This window comes from Nitrobacter sp. (assembly GCF_047149785.1).
GTDB lineage: Bacteria > Pseudomonadota > Alphaproteobacteria > Rhizobiales > Xanthobacteraceae > Nitrobacter.
This window is the reverse complement of record NZ_BAAGBE010000001.1, coordinates 1249394-1270270: the sequence shown is the minus strand read 5'-3', so window position 1 is coordinate 1270270 and position 20877 is coordinate 1249394. Positions and strand designations below refer to the sequence as shown.

Below are 20877 nucleotides of genomic sequence, written 5' to 3'. Positions count from 1 at the left end.
ACACCTTAGTTCGACCGCGGCGCCTGCGGACCCGCGGGCGCCGGCGCGGCCGGCTGCTCGGATTGTTTCAGCGAATCCAGGAGGCCGCCACTGGTCGGCGGAGCAACCGGCGTCGCGCCTCCCGCCGGCTGCGACTGTGACGCCGGCGCCCTGTCCAGAATTGAACTTGGCGCATGTTCGTAGCCCGCAAGCCATGACAGGAACATGCTGGTCAGGAAGAAGCCGGCCGCGAGGATGGCCGTGGTGCGGGTCAGCAGGTTCGCAGTGCCCCGGCTCGACATGAAGCCGGCGCCGCCGCCCATGCCAAGGCCGCCGCCCTCGGACTTCTGCAGCAGAACGACAACAGTCAGCGCTGAAACGATCATCAGGTGGAGGACGACAATAACGGTCTGCATCTCTGGCCTTCCATCACAAGCGCGCTCCGGCCGGCCGGAAAACACAAGCTTGCGGGGCTTATATCTACTGGGTCAGGTATCTACTAGATCGGGCGCGACGTTGCCACCCCCGGAAGGCCGGCTCACTCCCGCGGTTTGGACCCGTCAGGCAACAGCTTGGGCGATCCCAAGGAAATCCGTGGCCTTGAGGCTGGCGCCGCCGATCAGCGCCCCGTTCACGTTCGGAACCGCCAGCAACTCCGCGGCGTTCGACGGCTTTACCGACCCGCCGTAGAGAATGCGGACCTTGCGTCCCTCCCCGCTAAAGCGTTGCGTGAGCTGATCGCGGATAAATCCGTGAACCTCCTGCACATCCTGCGACGTCGGGGTGCGTCCGGTGCCAATAGCCCAGACCGGCTCGTAGGCAACGACGAGATTTGCGGCCGTCGCACCGTCCGGCAGCGAGCCCGCAAGCTGCCGCCCGACGACCTCAAGCGTTTCTCCGGCGTCCCGCTGGTCCTGGGTCTCGCCGACGCAGACGATGGCGATCAACCCCGCTCGCCACGCGGCTTCCGCCTTTTGCCGGACCAGGGCGTCGGTCTCGCCATGATCGGCGCGTCGCTCGGAATGGCCGACGATAATGGCTGTGGCACCCGCATCGGCCACCATCTCGGCGGAAATATCGCCCGTATGGGCTCCGGAAGGCTGGGGGTGGCAATCCTGCGCGCCGATCCGCAACGGCGAGCCCTGGACTGCCCCCGCAAAGGCCAACACCAGCGTCGCCGGTGGACAGATCAGCAGATCGGCCTTTTGCGCAGGGCCGTTCGAGCCCACGATCATCTGGCCGAGTTCGCTTGCCGAAGCCTTGAGGCCGTTCATCTTCCAGTTTCCCGCAATCAGCGGTCGCAACCCGGTCATGGATCTCTCATGGGTGATTTCGACAGTTCGTCACTTCGGCACCGGCAGCCCAATGCCGAGGCTCGCGGGCCTTGCTAGCAGACGTGATCGGCTGGGGCCAGTCTACGACGCCGGCCGCGACTGTTGGTCAACGCGTCCCGCCGAGGTTGCGACGGCGCGCTCGTGACTTTATGATGCGTTATCAACTCGGTGACCCTGCGCGGCTTCCGCTCAAGCGCGAGCCGCCTCCCTCCTGCAAAAGTACGGACTCATGCTTCGAGGAATACGCAACGCCTCATCAAACTGGCTCGGCAAGACCCTCATGACCATCGTGATGGGTCTTTTGATCGTGGCTTTCGGCATCTGGGGCATCGCGGACATCTTTCACGGCTTCGGCCAATCGACCCTGGCAACGGTCGGCGGCACCGAGATTTCGACCGAGCAGTTCCGCCAGATCTACACCGACCGGTTGCAGCAGATCGGGCGCCAGCTCGGGCGTTCGCTGCCCCCCGACCAGATCAAGGCGCTCGGCCTCGACCGTCAGGTGTTGCAGCAGGTGATCGCGGAGACGGCCCTTGACGAGGACGCCCGGCGCAAGGGCCTCAACGCATCCGATGAAGAGATCAGGCGCCAGATCATGAGCGATCCCAACTTCAAGGGCGCCAACAATGTATTCGATCCGGCGCGCTTCGCCGGCCTGATCCGTCAGATGGGGTACACCGAACAGCGCTACGTCGCTGAACAGCGGCATACGACGCTGCGCCGCGAAATCGCCGGCACGGTGGCGGCGGGCGTCGAGCCCTCGAAGACGCTCCTGGACATGCTGAACCGTTTCCAGAACGAGCAGCGCACGATCGACTATATCAAGCTCGGCGCGGCCCAGGCCGGAGCCATCGATCCGCCGACGCAAGAACAACTGACGAGCTATTTCGACGCCCACAAGGTGCAGTTCCGCGCGCCCGAATTCCGCAAGATTGCATTCGTCGTGATGACGCCCGAGGAGATCGCGAAACGGACAACGGTGTCCGACGACGACGCCAGAAAGCTCTATGAGAATCGCAAGGACAGGCTGTCCACGCCCGAAAAGCGACAGCTCTGGCAGATCCTGTTCCCCAGCCTCGCCGAGGCGCAGGCCGCGCGGACCAAGATCGCAGGCGGCGCCTCCTTTGACGACATCGCCAAGGAGCGCGGCCTCGCCGCCTCCGATACCGAGCTTGGCACAATCTCCAAGTCGGAGATCATCGATCCCACCGCTGCGGAAGCCGCGTTCTCGCTGAAACCCGGCGAGGTCAGCCAGCCGATCCAGGGCAAATTCGGCGTCGCGCTCATCAAGGTCGGCAAGATCGAACCGGGGAATCAGCCGACCTACGACAGCCTCGCCGCGAAACTGAAGCACGACATCGCGGTCGACCGCGCGCGCGCCTCGGTCAACGACCTCCATAACAAGATGGAGGACGAGCGCGGCGGCGGCGCGAGCGTTGTCGAGGCCGCCAAGAAGCTCGGCCTGACCGCGGTCACCATCGATGCCGTCGACCGATCGGGACGCGCGCCGGACGGCAAACCCGTCACGGGCATTCCGCCGGGAATCGACCTGATCGGACAGGCATTCGCCAGCGACGTCGGCGTCGACAACGAGGCGCTGCAAATCGGCAACAACGGCTTCGTCTGGTTCGACGTGCTCGGCGTCACGCCCTCGCGCGACCGCTCGCTCGACGAGGTCAAGGACAAGGTCGAGGCGCGATGGCGCGATGATCAGATCAGCAGCCGGTTGATAGCCAAGGCGGCCGACATGGTCCGCAAGCTCGACCAGGGCGGCAAGCTCGCCGACGAGGCGGCCGGTCTCGGTCTCAAGCTCGAGAGCGCGAAGGCCTTCAAGCGCGACGCCACGGACGGCCTGGCCGCCGCGGTGGTCGCCGCCGCGTTCCGCACGGCCAAGGGCAAAGCCGGGCAGGCGCCGGGCGCGGGCAATGATGAATGGGTGGTTTTCCGCGTCACCGACGTGAAGGACCCGCCGCTCGATCTCGCTTCCGATGAGATGAAGAAACTGAAGGACGGCCTCCAGCGCAGTCTGTCGGATGAGGACATCGGCCAGTACATCGCCAGACTCGAAAACGAGATCGGCACGACGGTCAATCAGGCGGCGGTGGCGCAGGTCACCGGCGCCACCAGCAACAACTGACGGGATCGACGGCGTCCCTCCACTTTCCGAAAGTATCCGATGGACGATCTCAAGGCCCTGATCGGAAAGGTCGCGACCGGCGCAACCCTGACCCGCGAAGAGGCTTCCTCCGCGTTCAACAGCATGATGTCCGGCGAAGCGACGCCCTCGCAGATGGGCGGGCTCCTGATGGCGCTGCGTGTGCGCGGCGAAACCGTCGACGAGATCACCGGCGCGGTCGCGGCGATGCGCTCCAAGATGCTGCGCGTCGCGGCGCCGGCGGATGCGGTCGATGTCGTCGGCACCGGCGGCGACGGCTCGGGCTCGGTGAACGTCTCGACCTGCGCCTCGTTCATCGTCGCCGGCGCGGGCGTCACCGTCGCGAAGCATGGCAACCGCGCGCTGTCCTCGAAATCCGGCGCTGCGGACTGCCTGTCTGCGCTCGGCATCAAAATCGATCTCACGCCCGAACAGGTCGGCCGCTGCATCAGCGAGGCCGGCATCGGCTTCATGTTTGCCCCGGCGCACCACCCTGCCACCAAAAACGTCAACCCGACGCGCACCGAACTCGCGACCCGCACGATCTTCAACCTGCTGGGTCCGCTGTCCAACCCTGCGGGCGTCAAGCGGCAGATGGTCGGCGTGTTCTCGCGGCAATGGGTGCAGCCGCTGGCGCAGGTGCTCAAGAACCTCGGTTCGGACGCGGTGTGGGTGGTGCACGGCTCCGACGGCCTCGACGAAATCACCCTCACCGGCCCGACATTCGTGGCCGCGCTCGAGAACGGAAATATCCGATCGTTCGAGGTCACGCCTGACGACGCCGGGCTGTCGCGCGCCAATGGCGACGCGCTGAAGGGCGGCGACGCCGAGGCGAATGCAGCCTCCCTGCGCGGCGTGCTCGAAGGCAAGCCGGGAGCTTTCCGTGACGTCGCGCTGCTCAATGCGGCCGCGGCCCTGATCGTCGCGGGCAAGGCGACAAACTTGAAGGACGGCGTCGCGCTCGGCGCGAAATCGCTCGACAGCGGCGCGGCGATGAACAAACTGAAGCGGCTGATTGCGGTTTCGAACGGCTGAGAATCACAGCGTGGCCGACATCCTGACGAAGATCGGAGCCTACAAACGCGAGGAAATCGCGGCGGCGAAAAGCGCGCGTCCGCTTTCCGAAGTGACGGCCATAGCCAAAGCGGCGTCGCCGCCGCGCGGCTTCGTTCAGGCCATCCGCACAAAACTTGCTCGCGGCGACTATGCCCTGATCGCCGAGATCAAAAAAGCATCACCCTCGAAAGGCCTGATCCGCGCCGACTTCGATCCGCCGGCGCTTGCGCGCGCCTATGAGGAGGGCGGCGCGGCCTGTCTATCGGTGCTGACCGACGCGCCCTCCTTTCAGGGCCGGCTCGATTTCATGACCGCCGCCCGCGCCGCGACGTCGCTGCCGGTGCTGCGCAAGGACTTCATGTTCGATACCTACCAGGTGGTCGAGGCGCGCGCGCATGGGGCCGACTGCATCCTGATCATCATGGCCGCGCTCGACGATGCCGCGGCAAAAGACATCGAGGCGGCGGCGCTCGATCTCGGCATGGACGCGCTGCTCGAAATTCACGACCGCGCCGAACTCGACCGCGCGCTGAAACTTCGTTCGCCGATGATCGGCGTCAACAACCGCAACCTGCGCACCTTCGAGACGACCCTTGCGACCAGCGAGGCGCTGGCGCCGCACATTCCGAAAGACCGCCTGCCGGTCGGCGAAAGCGGCATCTTCGCCCCCGCGGACCTCGCGCGGCTTGAACGGGTCGGCATCTCCGCTTTCCTCGTCGGCGAAAGCCTGATGCGGCAAGCCGACGTCACCGCCGCGACCCGCACGCTGCTGGCGCGGGACCACGCGACTCCCTTAAAGGAAGGGTAAAGAACGCATATGGCCAGCAAGAAAGATAAATCCGCCCTCACCCACATCGACGCCAAAGGAGAAGCGCGGATGGTCGACGTCTCGGCCAAGCCCGCGACCGAACGTGTCGCCGTCGCCGAAGGCGTGGTGGTCATGACCAAGGCCACGCTCGCGCTGATCGAGAGCGGCAATGCCAAGAAGGGCGACGTGCTCGGCACCGCGCGCGTCGCCGGCATCATGGCGTCAAAGCGCACCTCGGACCTGATCCCGTTGTGCCATCCGCTGGCGCTGTCGAAGGTCACGCTCGACATCGAAACCGACAAGAAGATACCCGGATGCAGGGTGCAGGCCAGCGTCAAGGTCTGCGGCCCGACCGGGGTGGAGATGGAGGCCTTGACCGCGGTCTCGATCGCCTGCCTCACCATTTACGACATGATCAAGGCTGTCGAACGCGGCGTCCGCATCGAAGGCATTCATCTCGTCGAAAAGAAGGGCGGCAAATCCGGCCATTACCTCGTCACGGATATCCCGTCAGGACAATAGAGGCCGGTCCTCCTCCGGAGACGCCGGGTTTTGGAGTTCGTGCTCCTTGTCGTAGACCAGCCATATTTCCAGCACCGACATGAAAGCCACCACAACTCCGATGCCGATACTGAAGTGCATGGCGCTGGTGTGAGCGAAGCCCAAAAGCCAGGGCGAAGCGATCAGCCAGAGACCGAGCGCCAAATTGGCCCATTCTTTCCACCAGGCGAACGCCAGTAACGCAGCCGCCGAGATCGCGCCAATCGCCGCGCTGCTCGCCCAGAGGTTGAGGTCCGTCGTCGCAGCGGCCCGTACGAGAAACCACGGCGCTGCAAACAGAACCAGAGCCAGCACGAGATTGTAGACATCAAGGATCGATTCCCGTCGCAGTTTCCACTTCATGAATGCCTCCTTCGATCTGCGCTGCTCCCGGCGGTCCCTCATATCGATGGCGGCAACGCGCCGTCCCGAATCGAACCAGCGTTTTTCCAACAACGAGTCCCGCCCTCGACGGTTCCACACGCCCTGATCAGGAGAGGTCTCACGCCCTCCACTGGAGTTTTGATTTGAAATCAAGAGACAAGGACAACATCTTATTTTACATGTTATTTTTGTTCAGAATCTCACCTGACGCATGAACTCCGGCCGAAAACCTCCGGGGCGCGCCTGAGCCGCACCGGGGTCTTCAGAACGTGCGGTCCACTGCTACCTCCGCGGGACCGTTGTCTGCCGACCGCAAGTTCGGTAGATCAACTTGGCGCCCGCGAAGCGCATCGTCTAAAACTCCGCTACTCGTCTGTATTTGCCAGCGGTCCTTTGATTCTGACATTCGCAAGCCTGCTTGCAGGATGCGCCGCCGGAATCGGACCGGAAACCCGGGAGATCGTGCTCATGGCCCTGATGGCAGTCGCCGACGCGCTTGCGGCTGTTCTCGATGGAGTCGAGCCGCTGCCGGAACAAACGGTCGACCTCGAGGCCGCGCACCGCCGGGTGCTGGCGCGTGATCTCGCCTCGCGCAGGACCCAGCCGCCGGTCGCGATGTCGGCAATGGACGGCTATGCGGTACGCGCGGCCGACATCGGAGCAATACCTGCGCGACTGCATGTGATCGGCGAGATCGCCGCGGGACGGCCGCTCGAACGGGCGCTGCAACCCGGCGAAGCCTTGAGGATTTTCACCGGCGGCGTGGTGCCTGACAGCGCCGATACCGTCGTGATCCAGGAAGACACCGAGCGCGACGGCGACCATGTCATCGTCAAGGAAGCCACCGCCGCCGGCAAGAACATCCGTGCTGCCGGCGTCGATTTTCGCGAGGGCGACGTGCTGCTGCTTGCCCACAGCCGTCTCACCGACCGCCACCTCTCCCTCGCGGCCGGCATGAACTATCCGGACCTGCCGGTGCACCGCCGCCCCAAAGTTGCCGTACTCGCCACCGGGGATGAACTGGTGTTGCCGGGCACGACGCCCGGTCCAGGCCAAATCATCCTGTCCAACGGTTACGGGCTTCGCGCACTCGCCAGAAGCGAAGGCGCCGAAGCCATCGACCTCGGCGTCGTCGCCGACACCATGGAAGCGACGACAGCCGCAATCCGCCGCGCCAGCGACAGCGGCGCCGACATTCTCATCACCACCGGCGGTGCATCGGTCGGCGACCACGACTTCGTCAAACGCGCCATGGAGGCCGAAGGCGTGGAGATCGCGTTCTGGCGGATCGCGCTGCGGCCCGGCAAGCCGATGATGCACGGAAGCCTCGGCGCGATGCGCGTGATCGGCCTGCCGGGCAATCCCGTCTCCTCCTACATCTGCGCGTTCCTGTTCATGGTGCCGTTGATTCGCGCGCTGTCGGGGCGTCAGGACGTCCACCATCGCGTTGAACGGGCGATACTCGGAGGCGATGTCGCCGCCAATCAAGCCCGGCAGGATTATCTTCGAGCCCGGCTTGCGCACCCGGCCGACGGGTTGCCGATCGCGACGCCGGTCGGCCATCAGGACAGTTCGCTGCTGGGGAATCTCGCTGCAGCGGAGGCGCTTATAGTCCGTGCCCCGTTCGCCCCCGCGACCCCGAAGGGCGAGCCGTGCGACATCATTAAACTCTCGCTGTCCTGAAAACCTCGCCCCGTTGACGTTAAATTAAAGGGTTGCGGAACACATATCGAACATATAGTGTCCGTTCATGATTTGTTTCGAATGCCTTGACCGCTAAATCGGAAGTCGCAGTCCTGACCTCGGGAATCGCAAGACGGGAAAGTGGACGGCGGGTTACCATCAATCGGGGATCGGGCGAGATGCTCACGCGCAAACAGTATGAACTCCTGAGATTTATCAACGAGCGACTCAAGGAGTCAGGCGTGCCGCCCTCGTTCGATGAAATGAAGGATGCGCTTGATCTGCGTTCGAAGTCCGGCATCCATCGCCTGATCACCGCGCTGGAGGAACGCGGCTTCATTCGCCGCCTGCCCAATCGCGCCCGCGCCATCGAGGTCATCAAGCTGCCGGAACTCGCCGGCAGCGGCGGGGGCCGTCGCGGTTTCACGCCGAGCGTCATCGAAGGCAATCTCGGCAAAGTCCGCCCAGGCAGCGGCGGCGGTGTCGTCGACGATGCAGAACGTCCGGTCGCCGTACCAGTGATGGGCCGTATCGCGGCCGGCACGCCGATCGAGGCGCTACAGACCCGAAGCCACACCATCAGCGTGCCGCCCGACATGCTCGGCTCCGGCGAGCATTACGCGCTCGAGGTGCGTGGCGACTCGATGGTTGAGGCCGGAATCCTCGACGGCGACATGGCGCTGATCCAGCGCAACGAGACCGCGGAAACCGGCGACATCGTGGTCGCCCTGATCGACGACGAGGAGGCGACGCTGAAGCGCTTCCGCCGGCGCGGGGCTTCGATCGCGCTCGAGCCCGCGAACACGGCTTACGAGGTTCGCATTCTTCCGCCCAACCGCGTCCAGATCCAGGGCAAGCTGATCGGCATCTACCGCAAGTACTAAAGCATTTTCGCTTCTGATTGAATCGGAAGCGAAGCTCTGGATTGTTATTTTGACGCGTTTCCTTCACGCGAACCGGTATCCACTTCGCTTGAAAACGTTGTAAGCCTCCGGAAAGTCGGACCGGTTTTCGGATACAATCATTGCTTATTTAATCGTCCGGCTGGAGATCGTCGGACGCGGGCGTGGCATCGGTCGGATGCTTCGGCTTCGGTCGGACGCCGCTGTTCGTCGGCTTCTCATCGCCGGCGGCATGCGACCAGGGCCGATCGACATGATCGGGCCTGACCGCATCGACGATAAAATTGTGTTTTGCATCGCCCGGGATACGCCGCAGCGTCAGGGCCCCTTCCCGCCGCAGCCGATCCTGATCGATGACCTGCGCGAGGCAACCCTTCGGAGCCTGCCACGACGTCACCATCACCCGCGCCCGCACGCAGTCGTCCTCCATCGCATCCGGCCGCCGCGCCAGCGCCACAATTTCCCCGCCGGCCATCTCGACAACGCAACCCGCGTCGTCGCACGAGACACCCGCCGTAAGCGAAGGATCGTCAGGTCGGCGCCCGTCGGCATCCGCGGCCAGCCATTCCCTGACCGTGAAGTTGTCCTTGGCCGTGCGGATGAGGTGCAGCCGGCCGTCATCGCCTCGCACGCCGACGTTGCGGCCATCGGCGGAAACCAGAATGTCCGGCTGCGCCACCGCAAACGACCAGGCGACCGCCAGTCCGATGACAGCCGCGCCGCTCCAGCGCAAAGGCGTCCTGAGCAGTCCGAGCAGAATGATGCCCGCCGTCGCCGCGATCAGCGGTCCCGTTCCGAATGACGCCATATGACCTATGGCGCCGGGAAGCGCCGCGACCCATTGCGCCACGGCGATCATCCATTCGATGCCGAAATCCATCAGCCGCCAGAACACGCCGTCGAAGCCGAACGGCATGGCCGCAAGGCCGAGAAGCCCCGCCGGCATCACCAGCGCCGAGACGACGGGCATCGCCAGCAGGTTCGCGATCACGCCATAAGGCGTCACGCGATGGAAATGAAACGCGGCATAGGGCGTGGTTGCAAATCCGGCGACAAGAGAGGCTAGCGCCAGCGTGACGATTTCGCGGCCACCCCATAGCGCCGCGCGCGCGGTCCGCGAGTGATCGGGCGTTGCAAACAGTTTCGGCATCCCGACCTGGACGAGCGCCACCAGCCCGAGCGTCGCCGCGAACGACATTTGAAAGCTCGGATGCACCAGCGCCTGCGGCGCAATCGCAAGCACGATCATCGCCGCGACCGCCAGCGTGCGAAACGTGATGGCGCGGCGATCGACCAAGACTGCGATCAGCACCACCGCGGTCATGAAGAACGAGCGCTGGGTCGCGACCTCGGCGCCCGACAACAGCAGATAGAACGCCGCCGCCGCGAGCGCCGCCGCAGCCGACCATTTCTTGATCGGGAAAGTCGCCGTCAGCGCCGGGACCAGCGCCAGCAGCGCCCGCACCGCGAAGAACACCACGCCGGCGACCACGGCCATGTGATAGCCGGAAATCGACAGCACATGGCCCAGTCCCGAAATGAACATCGCGTCGTTGACGGGCGTGGTGATGGCGTCGCGCCGCCCGGTCAGGAGCGCGGTGGCGATTGCCCGTGAATCGCCATCGAGGACAAGTCGAATGCGGGCATCGATGGCGTCGCGAAGCTCCTGCATCAGCGCGGCATAGCGCAGGGCGATCCCGCCGCCGAGCGGCGGGTTCACGATCTTGATCGCGCCCATGACGAAACCGGAGGCGCCGATGCCCTGGAAGTACATGTCGCGCGCGAAGTCGTAGCTTCCAGGCCGCACCGGTGTCAGCGGCGGCTGCAAGTGCGCTTTCAACTCCACGAAGCTGCCGACGGCCGGCGCTGTACCCTTCCTGACCGACAGCCGCACGCGATCCAGTTTGACGTGCCGCCACGGATCATCCATTCGCACGACACGCAGAACAAACCTGTCGGTGCGCTCGCGGACCTCACGGGTCTCAACGAAGCCCCTGAGCAACGGCGAATACATCGGCCGTGTGAGAACGACGTGCGCGACTCGTGCCGTATTTGCGGTGGCGACGGCGAAACCCGCAGCCATTGCCGCGATCATGACCGCCGCGGGAAACAGCCTATGCCGACGGAGCAACAGCGCGGCGAGGCAGAGAAAGCCGGCAGTCGGGACGACGACCCAGACCATCGGTTCGTGATCGGCGGCAAAATAGACCGCGATGCCGACGCCAAACGCCACCGGCACCCAGGGCAACAGCCGGCCCGGTCCGGCTTCGGCGCGCACCCAGTCTCGCAACCGGGCCGCAAGCGCCTGAAAGGTGCCCGAGGAAACTTGCGAAGGACTGGCAGCGACAGCCTTCCGTGGCGGCCAGGTTCCCGCGTATCCGCCCGTCCGATCCCGAGCCCTGCCCCGCTCCGGCATCCGGCCACCACCCCTTGCACCCTCGGGGCAATGCTAGAACAGGATGAGTTGACGATGAAGCGTTTCGACGCGTCACGGCCGGGCTTGTCCCGGCCATCCACGTCTTTGAACCGGTTCACGCTTCAAGACGTGGATGCCCGGCATAAAGCCGGGCATGACAATTCAATCAAACCTCATCAACGCGCTAGCGGAAGAGAGCGCGCAAGGAACAGTGGAACGGATACGCAATACCGGCGAAATCAGGAGCCGACTGCTGCGACCTTGGCCCAGGTGTCGCGCAGGCCGACCGTCCGGTTGAACACGAGATGGCCGGGCGATGAATCCGGATCGCGGCAGAAATAGCCCTGCCGCTCGAATTGCACCGCGTCCTCCGCATTGTCGCCGGCCAGCGCGGGCTCGACCATGCAGCCGGACAGCGTCTCAAGCGATTGCGGATTGAGTTCGGATGCGAAGTTCGCGGCGTCAGGCTGCGCAGCCGCAAACAGATGACCGTAGAGCCGGACCTCGGCCGGCACCGCATCGGCCGCGCTGACCCAATGCATGGTGGCCTTCACCTTGCGGCCGTCGGGCGCGTTACCTCCTCTGGTCGCGGGATCGTAGGTGCAGCGGAGTTCGACGACTTCGCCCGCCGCATTCTTGATCGCTTCGCGGCAGGTGATGAAATAGGCATAGCGCAACCGCACCTCGCTGCCCGGCGACAGGCGGAAGAACTTCTTCGGCGGATTTTCCATGAAATCATCCCGCTCGATATAAAGCTCGCGCCCGAAGCGGATTCGTCGCGTTCCCTGCGATGGATCGTCCGGATGATTGACCGCCTCAAGCTCCTCGCTCTCGCCGTCCGGATAGTTCTCGATCACCACCTTGAGCGGACGCAAGACGGCCATGCGGCGCAGCGCGCTCCTGTTCAGCGTCTCGCGGACCGCGAACTCGAACATCCCGATGTCGACGCTGCTGTTGGCCTTGGCGACGCCGATCCGCTTGATGAACTCGCGCAGCGCTTCGGCCGGCACACCGCGACGTTGCAGGCCCGCAAGCGTCGGCATGCGGGGATCATCCCAGCCGGAGACATGACCACCGCGAACGAGTTCCGTCAGCACGCGCTTGGACAGAAGCGTATGCGTGACGTTGAGCCGGGCGAATTCGTACTGGTGCGGCCGCGACGGCACCGGCAGATTGTCGAGGAACCAGTCATAGAGCGGACGGTGATCCTCGAACTCAAGCGTGCAGATCGAATGCGTGATGTGCTCGATCGAATCCGATTGCCCGTGAGCGAAATCGTAGCTGGGATAGATGTTCCACGCCGTTCCGGTGCGCGGATGGGACGCGTGCAGGATGCGGTACAGCACCGGATCGCGCAGGTTGATGTTGCCCGACGCCATATCGATCCTGGCGCGCAGAACCCGTGCGCCGTCGGGAAATTCGCCGGCCCGCATCCGCGCGAACAGGTCGAGATTTTCATCGACCGGCCTGTCGCGGAACGGACTGTTCCTGCCGGGCTCGGTCAGCGTGCCGCGCGCCAGGCGGATTTCCTCCTGCGACTGGTCGTCGACATAGGCCTTGCCCGCGTGAATGAGGTGCTGCGCCCAGGCGTAAAGCTGCTCGAAATAGTCCGAGGCGTAGTGCAAGCCGTCGCCCCAGTCGAAGCCCAGCCAGCGCACGTCGCGCTGGATGGCGTCGATGTATTCCTGTTCTTCCCGGGTCGGATTGGTGTCGTCGAAGCGAAGGTTGCAGCGGCCGCCGAACTCCTCGGCAATGCCGAAATTGAGGCAGATCGATTTGGCGTGCCCCAGATGCAGGTAGCCGTTCGGCTCCGGCGGAAACCGGGTGACGATGCTCCTGTGCTTTCCGGAGACGAGATCGGCCGCCACGATATCGCGTATGAAATCCCGGCCCGCTTCCGCAGTCGATTCGTCGGTCATTGTGTGCCTTTCAAGCTGCGCCTATGTGCCAAATCCGCGAACCGCCGCCAAGGGCCGAATGCCGCGGTTTGCGGGAACGGCCGCGGCTCGCAGCCTTTCATGCGATTCCCGGGTGTGATAAAGGCCCGCCGATACCGTCTCCAACACGTCAGATCCGTGAAAAATGACCGCACCCGTCGTCACCCGCTTCGCGCCATCACCGACCGGCTTTCTGCACATCGGAGGCGCGCGAACCGCGCTGTTCAATTGGCTCTACGCGCGCAAGCATGGCGGCAAGATGCTGCTTCGGATCGAGGACACCGATCGCGCGCGCTCCACCACGGCCGCGATCGAGGCGATCCTCGACGGGCTCAAATGGCTGGGAATCACGTGGGACGACGATGTCGTGTACCAGTTTTCCCGCGCCGCGCGGCATCGCGACATCGCTGAGCGGTTGCTCGCCGAAGGCAAGGCTTACCGCTGCTATGCGACGCCGGAAGAGCTGGCCGAAATGCGGGAGAAGGCGCGCGCCGAGGGCCGCGCCAGGCTCTACGATGGCCGCTGGCGCGACCGCGATCCGTCCGAAGCGCGGCCGGACGTCAAGCCCACCATCCGCCTCAAGGCGCCCCTGACCGGCGAAACCGTGATCGAAGACCGGGTTCAGGGACGCGTTGCCTGGCAGAACGAGAACCTCGACGATCTGGTGCTGCTGCGGGGCGACGGCACTCCGACCTATATGCTCGCGGTCGTGGCCGACGATCACGATATGGGAGTGACGCACATCATTCGCGGCGACGATCACCTGATCAACGCCGCCCGCCAGAAGCAGATCTACGATACGCTCGGATGGACTCTCCCCACGATGGCCCATATTCCCCTCATCCACGGTCCCGACGGATCGAAGCTCTCAAAGCGTCACGGCGCGCTGGGGGTAGATGCCTACCGCGCCATGGGCTACCTGCCGTCGGCGCTGCGCAACTATCTGGTGCGACTCGGCTGGAGCCATGGCGATCAGGAGATTTTCTCCACGCAGGAGATGATCGACGCATTCGACCTCTCCGCGATCGGGCGATCCGCGGCGCGCTTCGATTTCGTCAAACTCGAAAATCTCAACGGTCATTATATCCGCAATTGCGACGATCGCGCGCTGGTGTCCCTGTTCGAGGACGCGCTCGATTACGTCCCTCGCGGAGCGGGCCTCAAACCGAAACTCAACGACGCCACACGCGATCAACTGCTGCGCGCGATGCCCGGACTCAAGGAGCGCGCCAAAACCCTGATCGAGTTGATCGACAGCGCCGGGTTTATCTTCGCAGATCGACCGTTGACGCTGGACGCCAAAGCCGCCGCGTTGCTAACGCCGGAAACACGCGCGCTGATCGGCAGGCTGCGCGCGACGCTTGAGTCGGTCGCGTCATGGAGCGCGGAAACCACCGAAGCTGCAATGCGGACATTCGCGGAGCAAAATAACCTGAAGCTCGGCGCCATCGCGCAACCGCTTCGAATCGCCTTGACGGGACGAACGACCTCGCCAGGCATATTCGACGTGCTGGCCGTGCTCGGAAGGGAGACGTGTCTGGCTCGGCTTGGCGATCAAAGCTCTCCGTAATGCCGAATCACCACTGTTTTCGCGATCTTGCGGTGCACACTGCAATACGATACCCATTGCGCGGCGCTTCTGGAATGACCGGCTAGTCTCACTATCTCATCGAGAGAACTAGGCGGCCCGCAACGATCTGATCGGGGGGCTTCGCGATGAACGCAACAAGCACAAAAAACGCAACGCTGACGGTCGATGACAAGACCTACGAGTTTCCCGTTTTGAGCGGCACGGTGGGACCCGATGTCATCGATATCGGCAGACTCTATGCGCAGGCGGGGCTGTTCACTTACGATCCAGCCTTCACGTCCACCGCAAGCTGCCAGTCCAAGATCACCTATATCGACGGCGACGCCGGCGTTCTCGAATATCGCGGTTATCCGATCGAGCAACTCGCGGAGAAAGGCGATTTTCTCGAGACCTGCTATCTGCTGCTCTACGGCGAACTGCCCACCAGGTCGCAGAAGCGCGACTTCGATCAGCGCGTCATTCACCACACCATGGTCCACGAGCAAATGACGCGGTTCTTCCAGAGCTTCCGCCGCGACGCTCACCCCATGGCGGTCATGGTCGCTGCGGTCGGCGCGCTCGCCGCCTTCTATCACGACTCCACCGACATCAACGACTCCCAGCAACGCGTGATCGCATCGATGCGCATGATCGCGAAGATTCCGACGCTGGCTGCGATGGCCTACAAATACACCATCGGCCAGCCGTTCATGTATCCGAAAAATTCACTGAGCTTTACCGAGAACTTCCTCTACATGTGTTTCGCCGTGCCGTGCGAAGACTACGAGATCAATCCCGTCCTGGCGGGCGCTCTCGACAAGATCTTCATTCTGCATGCCGATCACGAACAGAACGCCTCGACGTCGACCGTGCGCATCGCCGGTTCGTCGGGCGCAAACCCGTTCGCGTGTATCGCCGCCGGCATCGCATGCCTTTGGGGACCGGCGCATGGCGGCGCCAACGAGGCGGCGCTGGCGATGCTTTCCGACATCGGCACGGTCGACAAGATTCCGGACTTCATAAACAGGGTGAAGGACAAGAACAGCGACGTCCGCCTGATGGGCTTTGGTCATCGCGTCTACAAGAATTACGATCCGCGCGCAAAGATCATGCAGAAGATGTGTCACGCGGTGCTCAACGAGACCGGCCACGGCGACGATCCGATGCTCAAGGTCGCCATCGAGCTTGAGAAGATCGCCCTGAACGATCAGTATTTCATCGATCGCAAGCTGTATCCGAACGTCGATTTCTATTCCGGCATCACGCTGAAAGCGATGGGCTTCCCGACCTCGATGTTCACCGTTCTGTTCGCGGTCGCGCGAACCGTCGGCTGGATCAGCCAGTGGAGCGAGATGATCGAGGATCCCCATCAAAAGATCGGCCGCCCGCGACAGCTTTATACCGGCGCCACGCGCCGCGATTACGTCGACATGGACGATCGAAAGTAGCGAGCGGCGGGAACGGGTTATGCGAAACAGAGACGGAGCCTGATCCATTGCCGAATCCGACCCTTTGCTTGTCGTGCATAAGGCTATTGCAATAAAAAGGGGGTCGAGCGATGTCCCAGGGACCGACGCCAGACGTCCTGTTTCGCAACCTCCGGCTGGGTGACGGCACCTCCGCCGCAATCGCTGTTTCCGGTGGCCATATCACGGCGGTCGGATCCGGCGCGGAGGCCACGCCGGCAACGACCATGATCGATCTCGAAGGAGCGCTTGCGCTGCCCGGTTTCGTGGAAGGCCACATTCATCTCGATACCAGTTTCTATGGAGTTGCCTGGCAGCCGCATGTGCCCTGCACTGCCGGTTTCGACGTGCGCGAGCGCGTGGCTATTCAGCACCGCAACATGGCCGTCGCGGCGCCGATGGACCAGCGTGCGCGCAACCAGCTCGAGCTGTGCATCGCCAACGGCTCTGCCGAAATGCGCAGCCATGTCATGGTCGACGCCAGCGTCGGCCTGAAATCGCTCGATACGATCGCCGCCGTGCGTGAGCAATATCGCGATCTCATCAATATCCAGATCGTCGCCTTCCCGCAGAGCGGGATTCTCACCTGTCCCGGAACGACGGAGTTGCTCGATGCGGCGTTCGATCACGGCGCGGACGTGATCGGCGGCCTCGATCCCGCGTCGTTAGACCGCGATGTGAAGGGGCATCTCGATGTCGTTTTCGGGATCGCCGAAAAGCGCGGCGTGCCCGTCGATATTCACCTTCATGAACCGGATATGATGGGTGTTTTCTCGATCGAGGAGATCGCCGCGCGCACCCGCGCGCTCGGCATGCGGGGCAAGGTTGCGATCAGCCATGCCTACGGTCTCGGCGATATTCCCGCCGGCACGCTCCGGCGCATCGCCGACATTCTCGCCGAAGCCGGCGTCGCCATCATGACCAATGCCCCCGGCGCCCGCGCCTTCCCGCCGGTGCTGATGCTGCGCGAGGCCGGCGTTACGGTGTTCTCCGGCAGCGACAACATCCGGGATAGCTGGTGGCCGTATGGCGACGGCGACATGCTCGGGCGCGCCATGATGATCGGATACCGTTCCGGTTTCTTCACCGACGATGAGCTGGAAGCAGCGTTCGAGATCGTGACGGCCAACGGCGCCAGGGCGCTCGGCATTACAGATTACGGCCTGAAAATCGGCGCCCCCGCCAATTTCGTGGTGGTGAAGGCCGCACACATTCCCGAAGCGGTGGTCGCGGTGCCGAAACCACGGACGGTATACCGCTACGGCAAGTGCATCGTGCGTGACGGCGCGTTGCAGAGGTAATTGCAGCGTTACCGCCGGAATACCGCCAGCGCCGCGTCAGCGGCTCGCGAACTCGGCGGCTGGTTATCTGTCGCCATGATCGCATCGAGCCTGGCAAAAGCCTCGATCTGACGACGCCGCAGCGGCGTGTCACGCAAAACCTCACCCAACCCCGCAGCGAGCGTATCCGGCACGCAATTCTTTTGAAGAAATTCGGGGATGACGTTTTCACCGATCACGAGATTTGCAAGAATCACCGAGGGGACGCGGATCACGCGCTGCGCGATCCAGGCCTCCACCGCGCCGCCCTTGTAGGCGGCGATCATCGGGACGCCGGCAAGCGCAAGTTCCAGCGTGACCGTGCCGGATTTAGCGAGCGCGGCGCGGGCAGCGCGGAAGGCGGCGCGCTTGTCATCCTCGCCGACCACGATCCGCGGCTGAAGCGGCCAGCCCGCGACGGCTTTAGTGATCGCGTCGACAAGATGCGGCATCGTCGGCAAAATCACATCGATCTCGGGAATGCTCTGCCGCAAGACCCGGAGGGCCTCACCGAAGACGGGCATGTGATGGCGGATCTCGCTGCGCCGGCTTCCGGGCAACACCAGAAGCACCGGAGGCGCCGCATCGCGCCGCCGCAGTTCCTGTGCGTCCGGCCGCAGCAGTCCGGCCTGCTCGATCAGCGGATGCCCCACATAAGTGCAGGGCGGACCTCCGAGCCTGCGATATGCTTCGGGCTCGAACGGCAGCAGCGCCAGCACGTGATCCACGTAGCTTCGCATCGCCTTCGCCCGCCCGGGACGCCAGGCCCAGACCGAAGGCGAAACGTAATCCACGATCGGCAAAACGGGACACCGCGCGCGCACCCGCCGCGCGACGCGGTGGGTGAAGTCGGGACTGTCGATGATGACGAGCATGTCCGGCGCGGCTGCGATCACGGCATCGGCGGTCTCGCGAATGCGGCGCAGGATTGCCGGAAGCTGCTTCGGAATGGCCGCGAATCCCATGATCGACAGATCCTCGATAGGGAACAATGATACCAAGCCCTCGCGCGCCATCGCCCGACCGCCGACGCCTTCAAATCGGACGGCGTCATCGAGCCGCAGCCGCAGCGCTTTTATCAGGCTGGCACCGAGGCGGTCGCCCGATTCTTCCGTCGCGATCAGAAATATCCTTCGGGAGTTATTTGCGGCTGTCTCGTCGGGCATTACGCGGACAGCCCGACAACGAACACGCCGGACGCATCGGCCGCACCGATCAGCGCCTGCGGTTCGGCGACGAGCGTATCGCCGGCAACAACCGCGACGCCCGCAAGTCCGGCGGCGGCCGCGTTCTCGACGGTGCGCGGACCCAGCGTCGGCAGATCGTAGCGCAGATCCTGCCCCGCCTTCGGCATTTTCACCAGAACGCCGCGCGCGGTTCTGGCGCGGATGCGGCCCTCCGCGCGAAGCTGAGCAATACGAGCCAACAGCGCGTCCGTTCCCTCGATGCCTTCAACGCCGACCACATGACCGTCGATCACCACGACGGCCTGCCCGATATCAAACGGACTCAACGCGCGCAGCACCTCTTGACCTTTCGCGATGTCGGCCTGCGCCGATTGATCCGGCGCTTTTCCGGTGAGGCATCCCGCGGGCATCAGCAAATCCGGCGCGACATCCTTGATGCCGACCATGCGAAAGCCGTCGCGCTCGAGGATGCGGCCGATTCCCGACAGCAAATGATCGTCGCCGCCGCGGAACGCCGCCAGAACATGAGCAAGTGCCCGAACGGTACCCCAATCGAGGCGTATTTCGGAAAGCGCCGGACGAACCAGCGTTCCGATGAACACCAGATCGCGGCAGTTTTCCGCGCGCAGCAGACGTTCGGCGTTGCCGATCTGGCCGACCGCGATCCAGTGATGCCGGAACCGCGACACCTTCTCCGGATCGCAAACGCCCTTCAACGCGAAAAAAACCGGTTCGATGCCTCGCGCCAACAGCGAATCCGCAACTGCGAACGGCAGCGCTCCGCCTCCGGCTATCAAGCCGACCGGCGACGAAATATCCGAAACGCGATCAGTCATGGCTAGATCAGTCATGGCTCGCCCCCGGTGGCTTCCGCTATGCGGGCCTGGTTGCACCGCCCTCCGGCAAGCATAGAGGACGATGCTTGTCCTCGCCAATAAAGGCCAGGATCTCCGCAATGGCGGGATCGTCCGACGCTCGAGATCGAACGCGCCCGAGGCGGTCTGCGAACAGACCCGGTCCGCAGAACAGGTCCTGATAGAAGGATCTGACTTTGACGAGACGCTCGCGGGTGAACTTGCGGCGCTTCATGCCGACGACATTGAGGCCCTCAAGATGCCCGTGCTGGCCGTTGACGAAGCCATAAGGAATGACATCGCCGCGAATGCCGGTGAGGCCGCCGATCATGGCCTGCGTGCCGATCCGCGCGAACTGATGCACCGCGGAGAGCCCGCCGATATAGACGAAATCTCCGATCCTGCAGTGGCCGCCCAAAGTCGCCGAGTTGGCGAAGATGACGTCGCTGCCGACCTGGCAGTCGTGGCCGACATGACTGTAACTCATGAAGAACCCGCGCGCGCCGACGCGGGTCACGCCGGCATCCTTGGGGGTGCCGACGTTCATCGTCACGCTTTCGCGGATCGTACAGCCCTCCCCGATCTCAAGGCGCGTCGGCTCGTTGCGATAGCCGAGGTCCTGCGGCGGCCCGCCAAGCGCCGCGAACGGATAAATCGTGCAGTTCGCCCCGATGGTCGTGTGCCCCGAGATCGACACATGAGAGATCAGGCGGCAGTTCGCGCCGAGAACGACATGGGGACCGACCGAGCAGAACGGCCCGATCTCGGTCCCCTCCCCGATCACGGCGCCATTTTCAATCCGCGCTGTGGGATCGATCCTGCTCATCAGTCGGTCAGCATCGCGCCGACGTCGGCTTCGGCGACGGTCACGCCATTCACTTTCGCATCGCCGTGAAACCACCACATCGTCTTGCGCCGACCGATACTGCGCATGTGATACTCGACGATATCGCCCGGCATGACCGGCTTGCGGAACTTGCACTTGTCGATCGTCAGGAAGTAAACCGCGCGAGGCTTCTCGGTGCCTTCCACCGACGTGATGCCGATGACGCCCGCCGTCTGCGCCATTCCCTCGATCATCAACACCCCCGGATAGACCGGCCGCTCCGGGAAGTGGCCCTGGAACGCCGGCTCGTTGATCGTGACGTTCTTCACGCCGATACCGCTGTAGTCGGCGCGAATGTTGATGACCCGGTCGATCAGCAGGAATGGATAACGATGAGGAAGGGTTTTGAGAATGGCGGCAATGTCCATCTCCTCGAACTTGATCGGCGACAACTCCATTAC

18 protein-coding genes are annotated in these 20877 nt (G+C 63.9%); 9 read left to right on the top strand and 9 right to left on the bottom strand.

Annotation, left to right across the window (positions count from 1 at the left end):
• Window positions 1–5: 5 nt before the first annotated feature.
• Together secG and tpiA are read right to left on the bottom strand one after the other, a co-directional pair.
• Window positions 6–395 (bottom strand): preprotein translocase subunit SecG, encoded by a 390-nt coding sequence (gene secG / locus ACMDCM_RS05855; RefSeq protein ID WP_412772686.1) that lies wholly within the window; start codon window positions 393–395, stop codon window positions 6–8.
• A gap of 144 nt (window positions 396–539) precedes the next feature.
• Window positions 540–1292, bottom strand: a complete 753-nt coding sequence (gene tpiA / locus ACMDCM_RS05850; RefSeq protein WP_412772685.1) for a triose-phosphate isomerase — start codon at window positions 1290–1292, stop codon at window positions 540–542.
• Window positions 1293–1542: 250 nt separating this feature from the next.
• Here tpiA and ACMDCM_RS05845 point away from each other — a divergent pair, with 250 nt between their 5' ends.
• Genes ACMDCM_RS05845 through moaC form a run of 4 tightly spaced genes read left to right on the top strand, consistent with a single transcriptional unit; the run spans window position 1543 to window position 5854 of the window.
• Window positions 1543–3450, top strand: a complete 1908-nt coding sequence (locus ACMDCM_RS05845; protein ID WP_412772684.1) for a SurA N-terminal domain-containing protein — start codon at window positions 1543–1545, stop codon at window positions 3448–3450.
• A gap of 39 nt (window positions 3451–3489) precedes the next feature.
• Window positions 3490–4503, top strand: coding sequence for an anthranilate phosphoribosyltransferase (trpD, locus tag ACMDCM_RS05840; protein WP_412772683.1), 1014 nt, complete (start codon window positions 3490–3492; stop codon window positions 4501–4503).
• 10 nt (window positions 4504–4513) lie between these two features.
• Window positions 4514–5332, top strand: a complete 819-nt coding sequence (gene trpC / locus ACMDCM_RS05835; RefSeq protein WP_412772682.1) for an indole-3-glycerol phosphate synthase TrpC — start codon at window positions 4514–4516, stop codon at window positions 5330–5332.
• Window positions 5333–5341: 9 nt separating this feature from the next.
• Window positions 5342–5854, top strand: coding sequence for a cyclic pyranopterin monophosphate synthase MoaC (moaC, locus tag ACMDCM_RS05830; protein WP_412772681.1), 513 nt, complete (start codon window positions 5342–5344; stop codon window positions 5852–5854).
• Here the strand turns inward: moaC and ACMDCM_RS05825 are convergent.
• On the bottom strand, window positions 5843–6235 hold the full coding sequence (locus tag ACMDCM_RS05825) for an SPW repeat protein (protein ID WP_412772680.1): 393 nt from the start codon (window positions 6233–6235) through the stop codon (window positions 5843–5845). The two genes, moaC and ACMDCM_RS05825, sit on opposite strands and share 12 nt — an antisense overlap.
• A 489-nt stretch (window positions 6236–6724) precedes the next feature.
• On the opposite strand from ACMDCM_RS05825, the gene ACMDCM_RS05820 reads away from it, so the two are divergent.
• Both ACMDCM_RS05820 and lexA read left to right on the top strand, forming a co-directional pair.
• Window positions 6725–7939 carry a molybdopterin molybdotransferase MoeA gene (locus ACMDCM_RS05820; protein WP_412772679.1) on the top strand — a complete coding sequence of 405 codons (1215 nt, stop codon included), beginning with the start codon at window positions 6725–6727 and terminating at the stop codon, window positions 7937–7939.
• Between the two features lie 179 nt (window positions 7940–8118).
• Window positions 8119–8823 (top strand): transcriptional repressor LexA, encoded by a 705-nt coding sequence (gene lexA / locus ACMDCM_RS05815; RefSeq protein WP_412772678.1) that lies wholly within the window; start codon window positions 8119–8121, stop codon window positions 8821–8823.
• 148 nt (window positions 8824–8971) lie between these two features.
• Here the strand turns inward: lexA and ACMDCM_RS05810 are convergent, their stop codons facing one another.
• Both ACMDCM_RS05810 and ACMDCM_RS05805 read right to left on the bottom strand, forming a co-directional pair.
• A complete protein-coding gene (locus tag ACMDCM_RS05810) occupies window positions 8972–11257 on the bottom strand; it encodes a ComEC/Rec2 family competence protein (protein WP_412772677.1) in 2286 nt (761 codons plus the stop codon).
• Between the two features lie 239 nt (window positions 11258–11496).
• On the bottom strand, window positions 11497–13176 hold the full coding sequence (locus tag ACMDCM_RS05805) for a glutamine--tRNA ligase/YqeY domain fusion protein (protein WP_412772675.1): 1680 nt from the start codon (window positions 13174–13176) through the stop codon (window positions 11497–11499).
• A 163-nt stretch (window positions 13177–13339) separates the two neighbouring features.
• Here ACMDCM_RS05805 and gltX point away from each other — a divergent pair, with 163 nt between their 5' ends.
• From gltX to ACMDCM_RS05790, 3 genes are all read left to right on the top strand, one after another.
• Window positions 13340–14764: a glutamate--tRNA ligase gene (gltX, locus tag ACMDCM_RS05800; protein ID WP_412772674.1), complete on the top strand. Its 1425-nt coding sequence runs from the start codon at window positions 13340–13342 to the stop codon at window positions 14762–14764.
• 146 nt (window positions 14765–14910) lie between these two features.
• Window positions 14911–16212, top strand: coding sequence for a citrate synthase (gene gltA / locus ACMDCM_RS05795; protein ID WP_412772673.1), 1302 nt, complete (start codon window positions 14911–14913; stop codon window positions 16210–16212).
• A gap of 110 nt (window positions 16213–16322) precedes the next feature.
• The gene (locus tag ACMDCM_RS05790; RefSeq protein ID WP_412772672.1) at window positions 16323–17531 is read left to right on the top strand and encodes an amidohydrolase family protein; all 1209 of its coding nucleotides are present in this window, start codon (window positions 16323–16325) and stop codon (window positions 17529–17531) included.
• Between the two features lie 8 nt (window positions 17532–17539).
• On the opposite strand, the gene lpxB is transcribed toward ACMDCM_RS05790, so the two are convergent.
• The 4 genes from lpxB to fabZ are packed head-to-tail and all read right to left on the bottom strand — an operon-like array spanning window position 17540 to window position 20874.
• Window positions 17540–18715, bottom strand: a complete 1176-nt coding sequence (gene lpxB / locus ACMDCM_RS05785) for a lipid-A-disaccharide synthase (protein ID WP_412772671.1) — start codon at window positions 18713–18715, stop codon at window positions 17540–17542.
• A complete protein-coding gene (locus tag ACMDCM_RS05780) occupies window positions 18715–19572 on the bottom strand; it encodes an LpxI family protein (RefSeq protein ID WP_412772670.1) in 858 nt (285 codons plus the stop codon). Before ACMDCM_RS05780 ends, lpxB begins: the two co-directional genes overlap by 1 nt.
• Window positions 19573–19609: 37 nt before the next feature.
• On the bottom strand, window positions 19610–20416 hold the full coding sequence (gene lpxA / locus ACMDCM_RS05775) for an acyl-ACP--UDP-N-acetylglucosamine O-acyltransferase (protein ID WP_412772669.1): 807 nt from the start codon (window positions 20414–20416) through the stop codon (window positions 19610–19612).
• Window positions 20416–20874, bottom strand: a complete 459-nt coding sequence (gene fabZ, locus ACMDCM_RS05770; protein WP_412772668.1) for a 3-hydroxyacyl-ACP dehydratase FabZ — start codon at window positions 20872–20874, stop codon at window positions 20416–20418. Before fabZ ends, lpxA begins: the two co-directional genes overlap by 1 nt.
• Window positions 20875–20877: the final 3 nt, after the last annotated feature.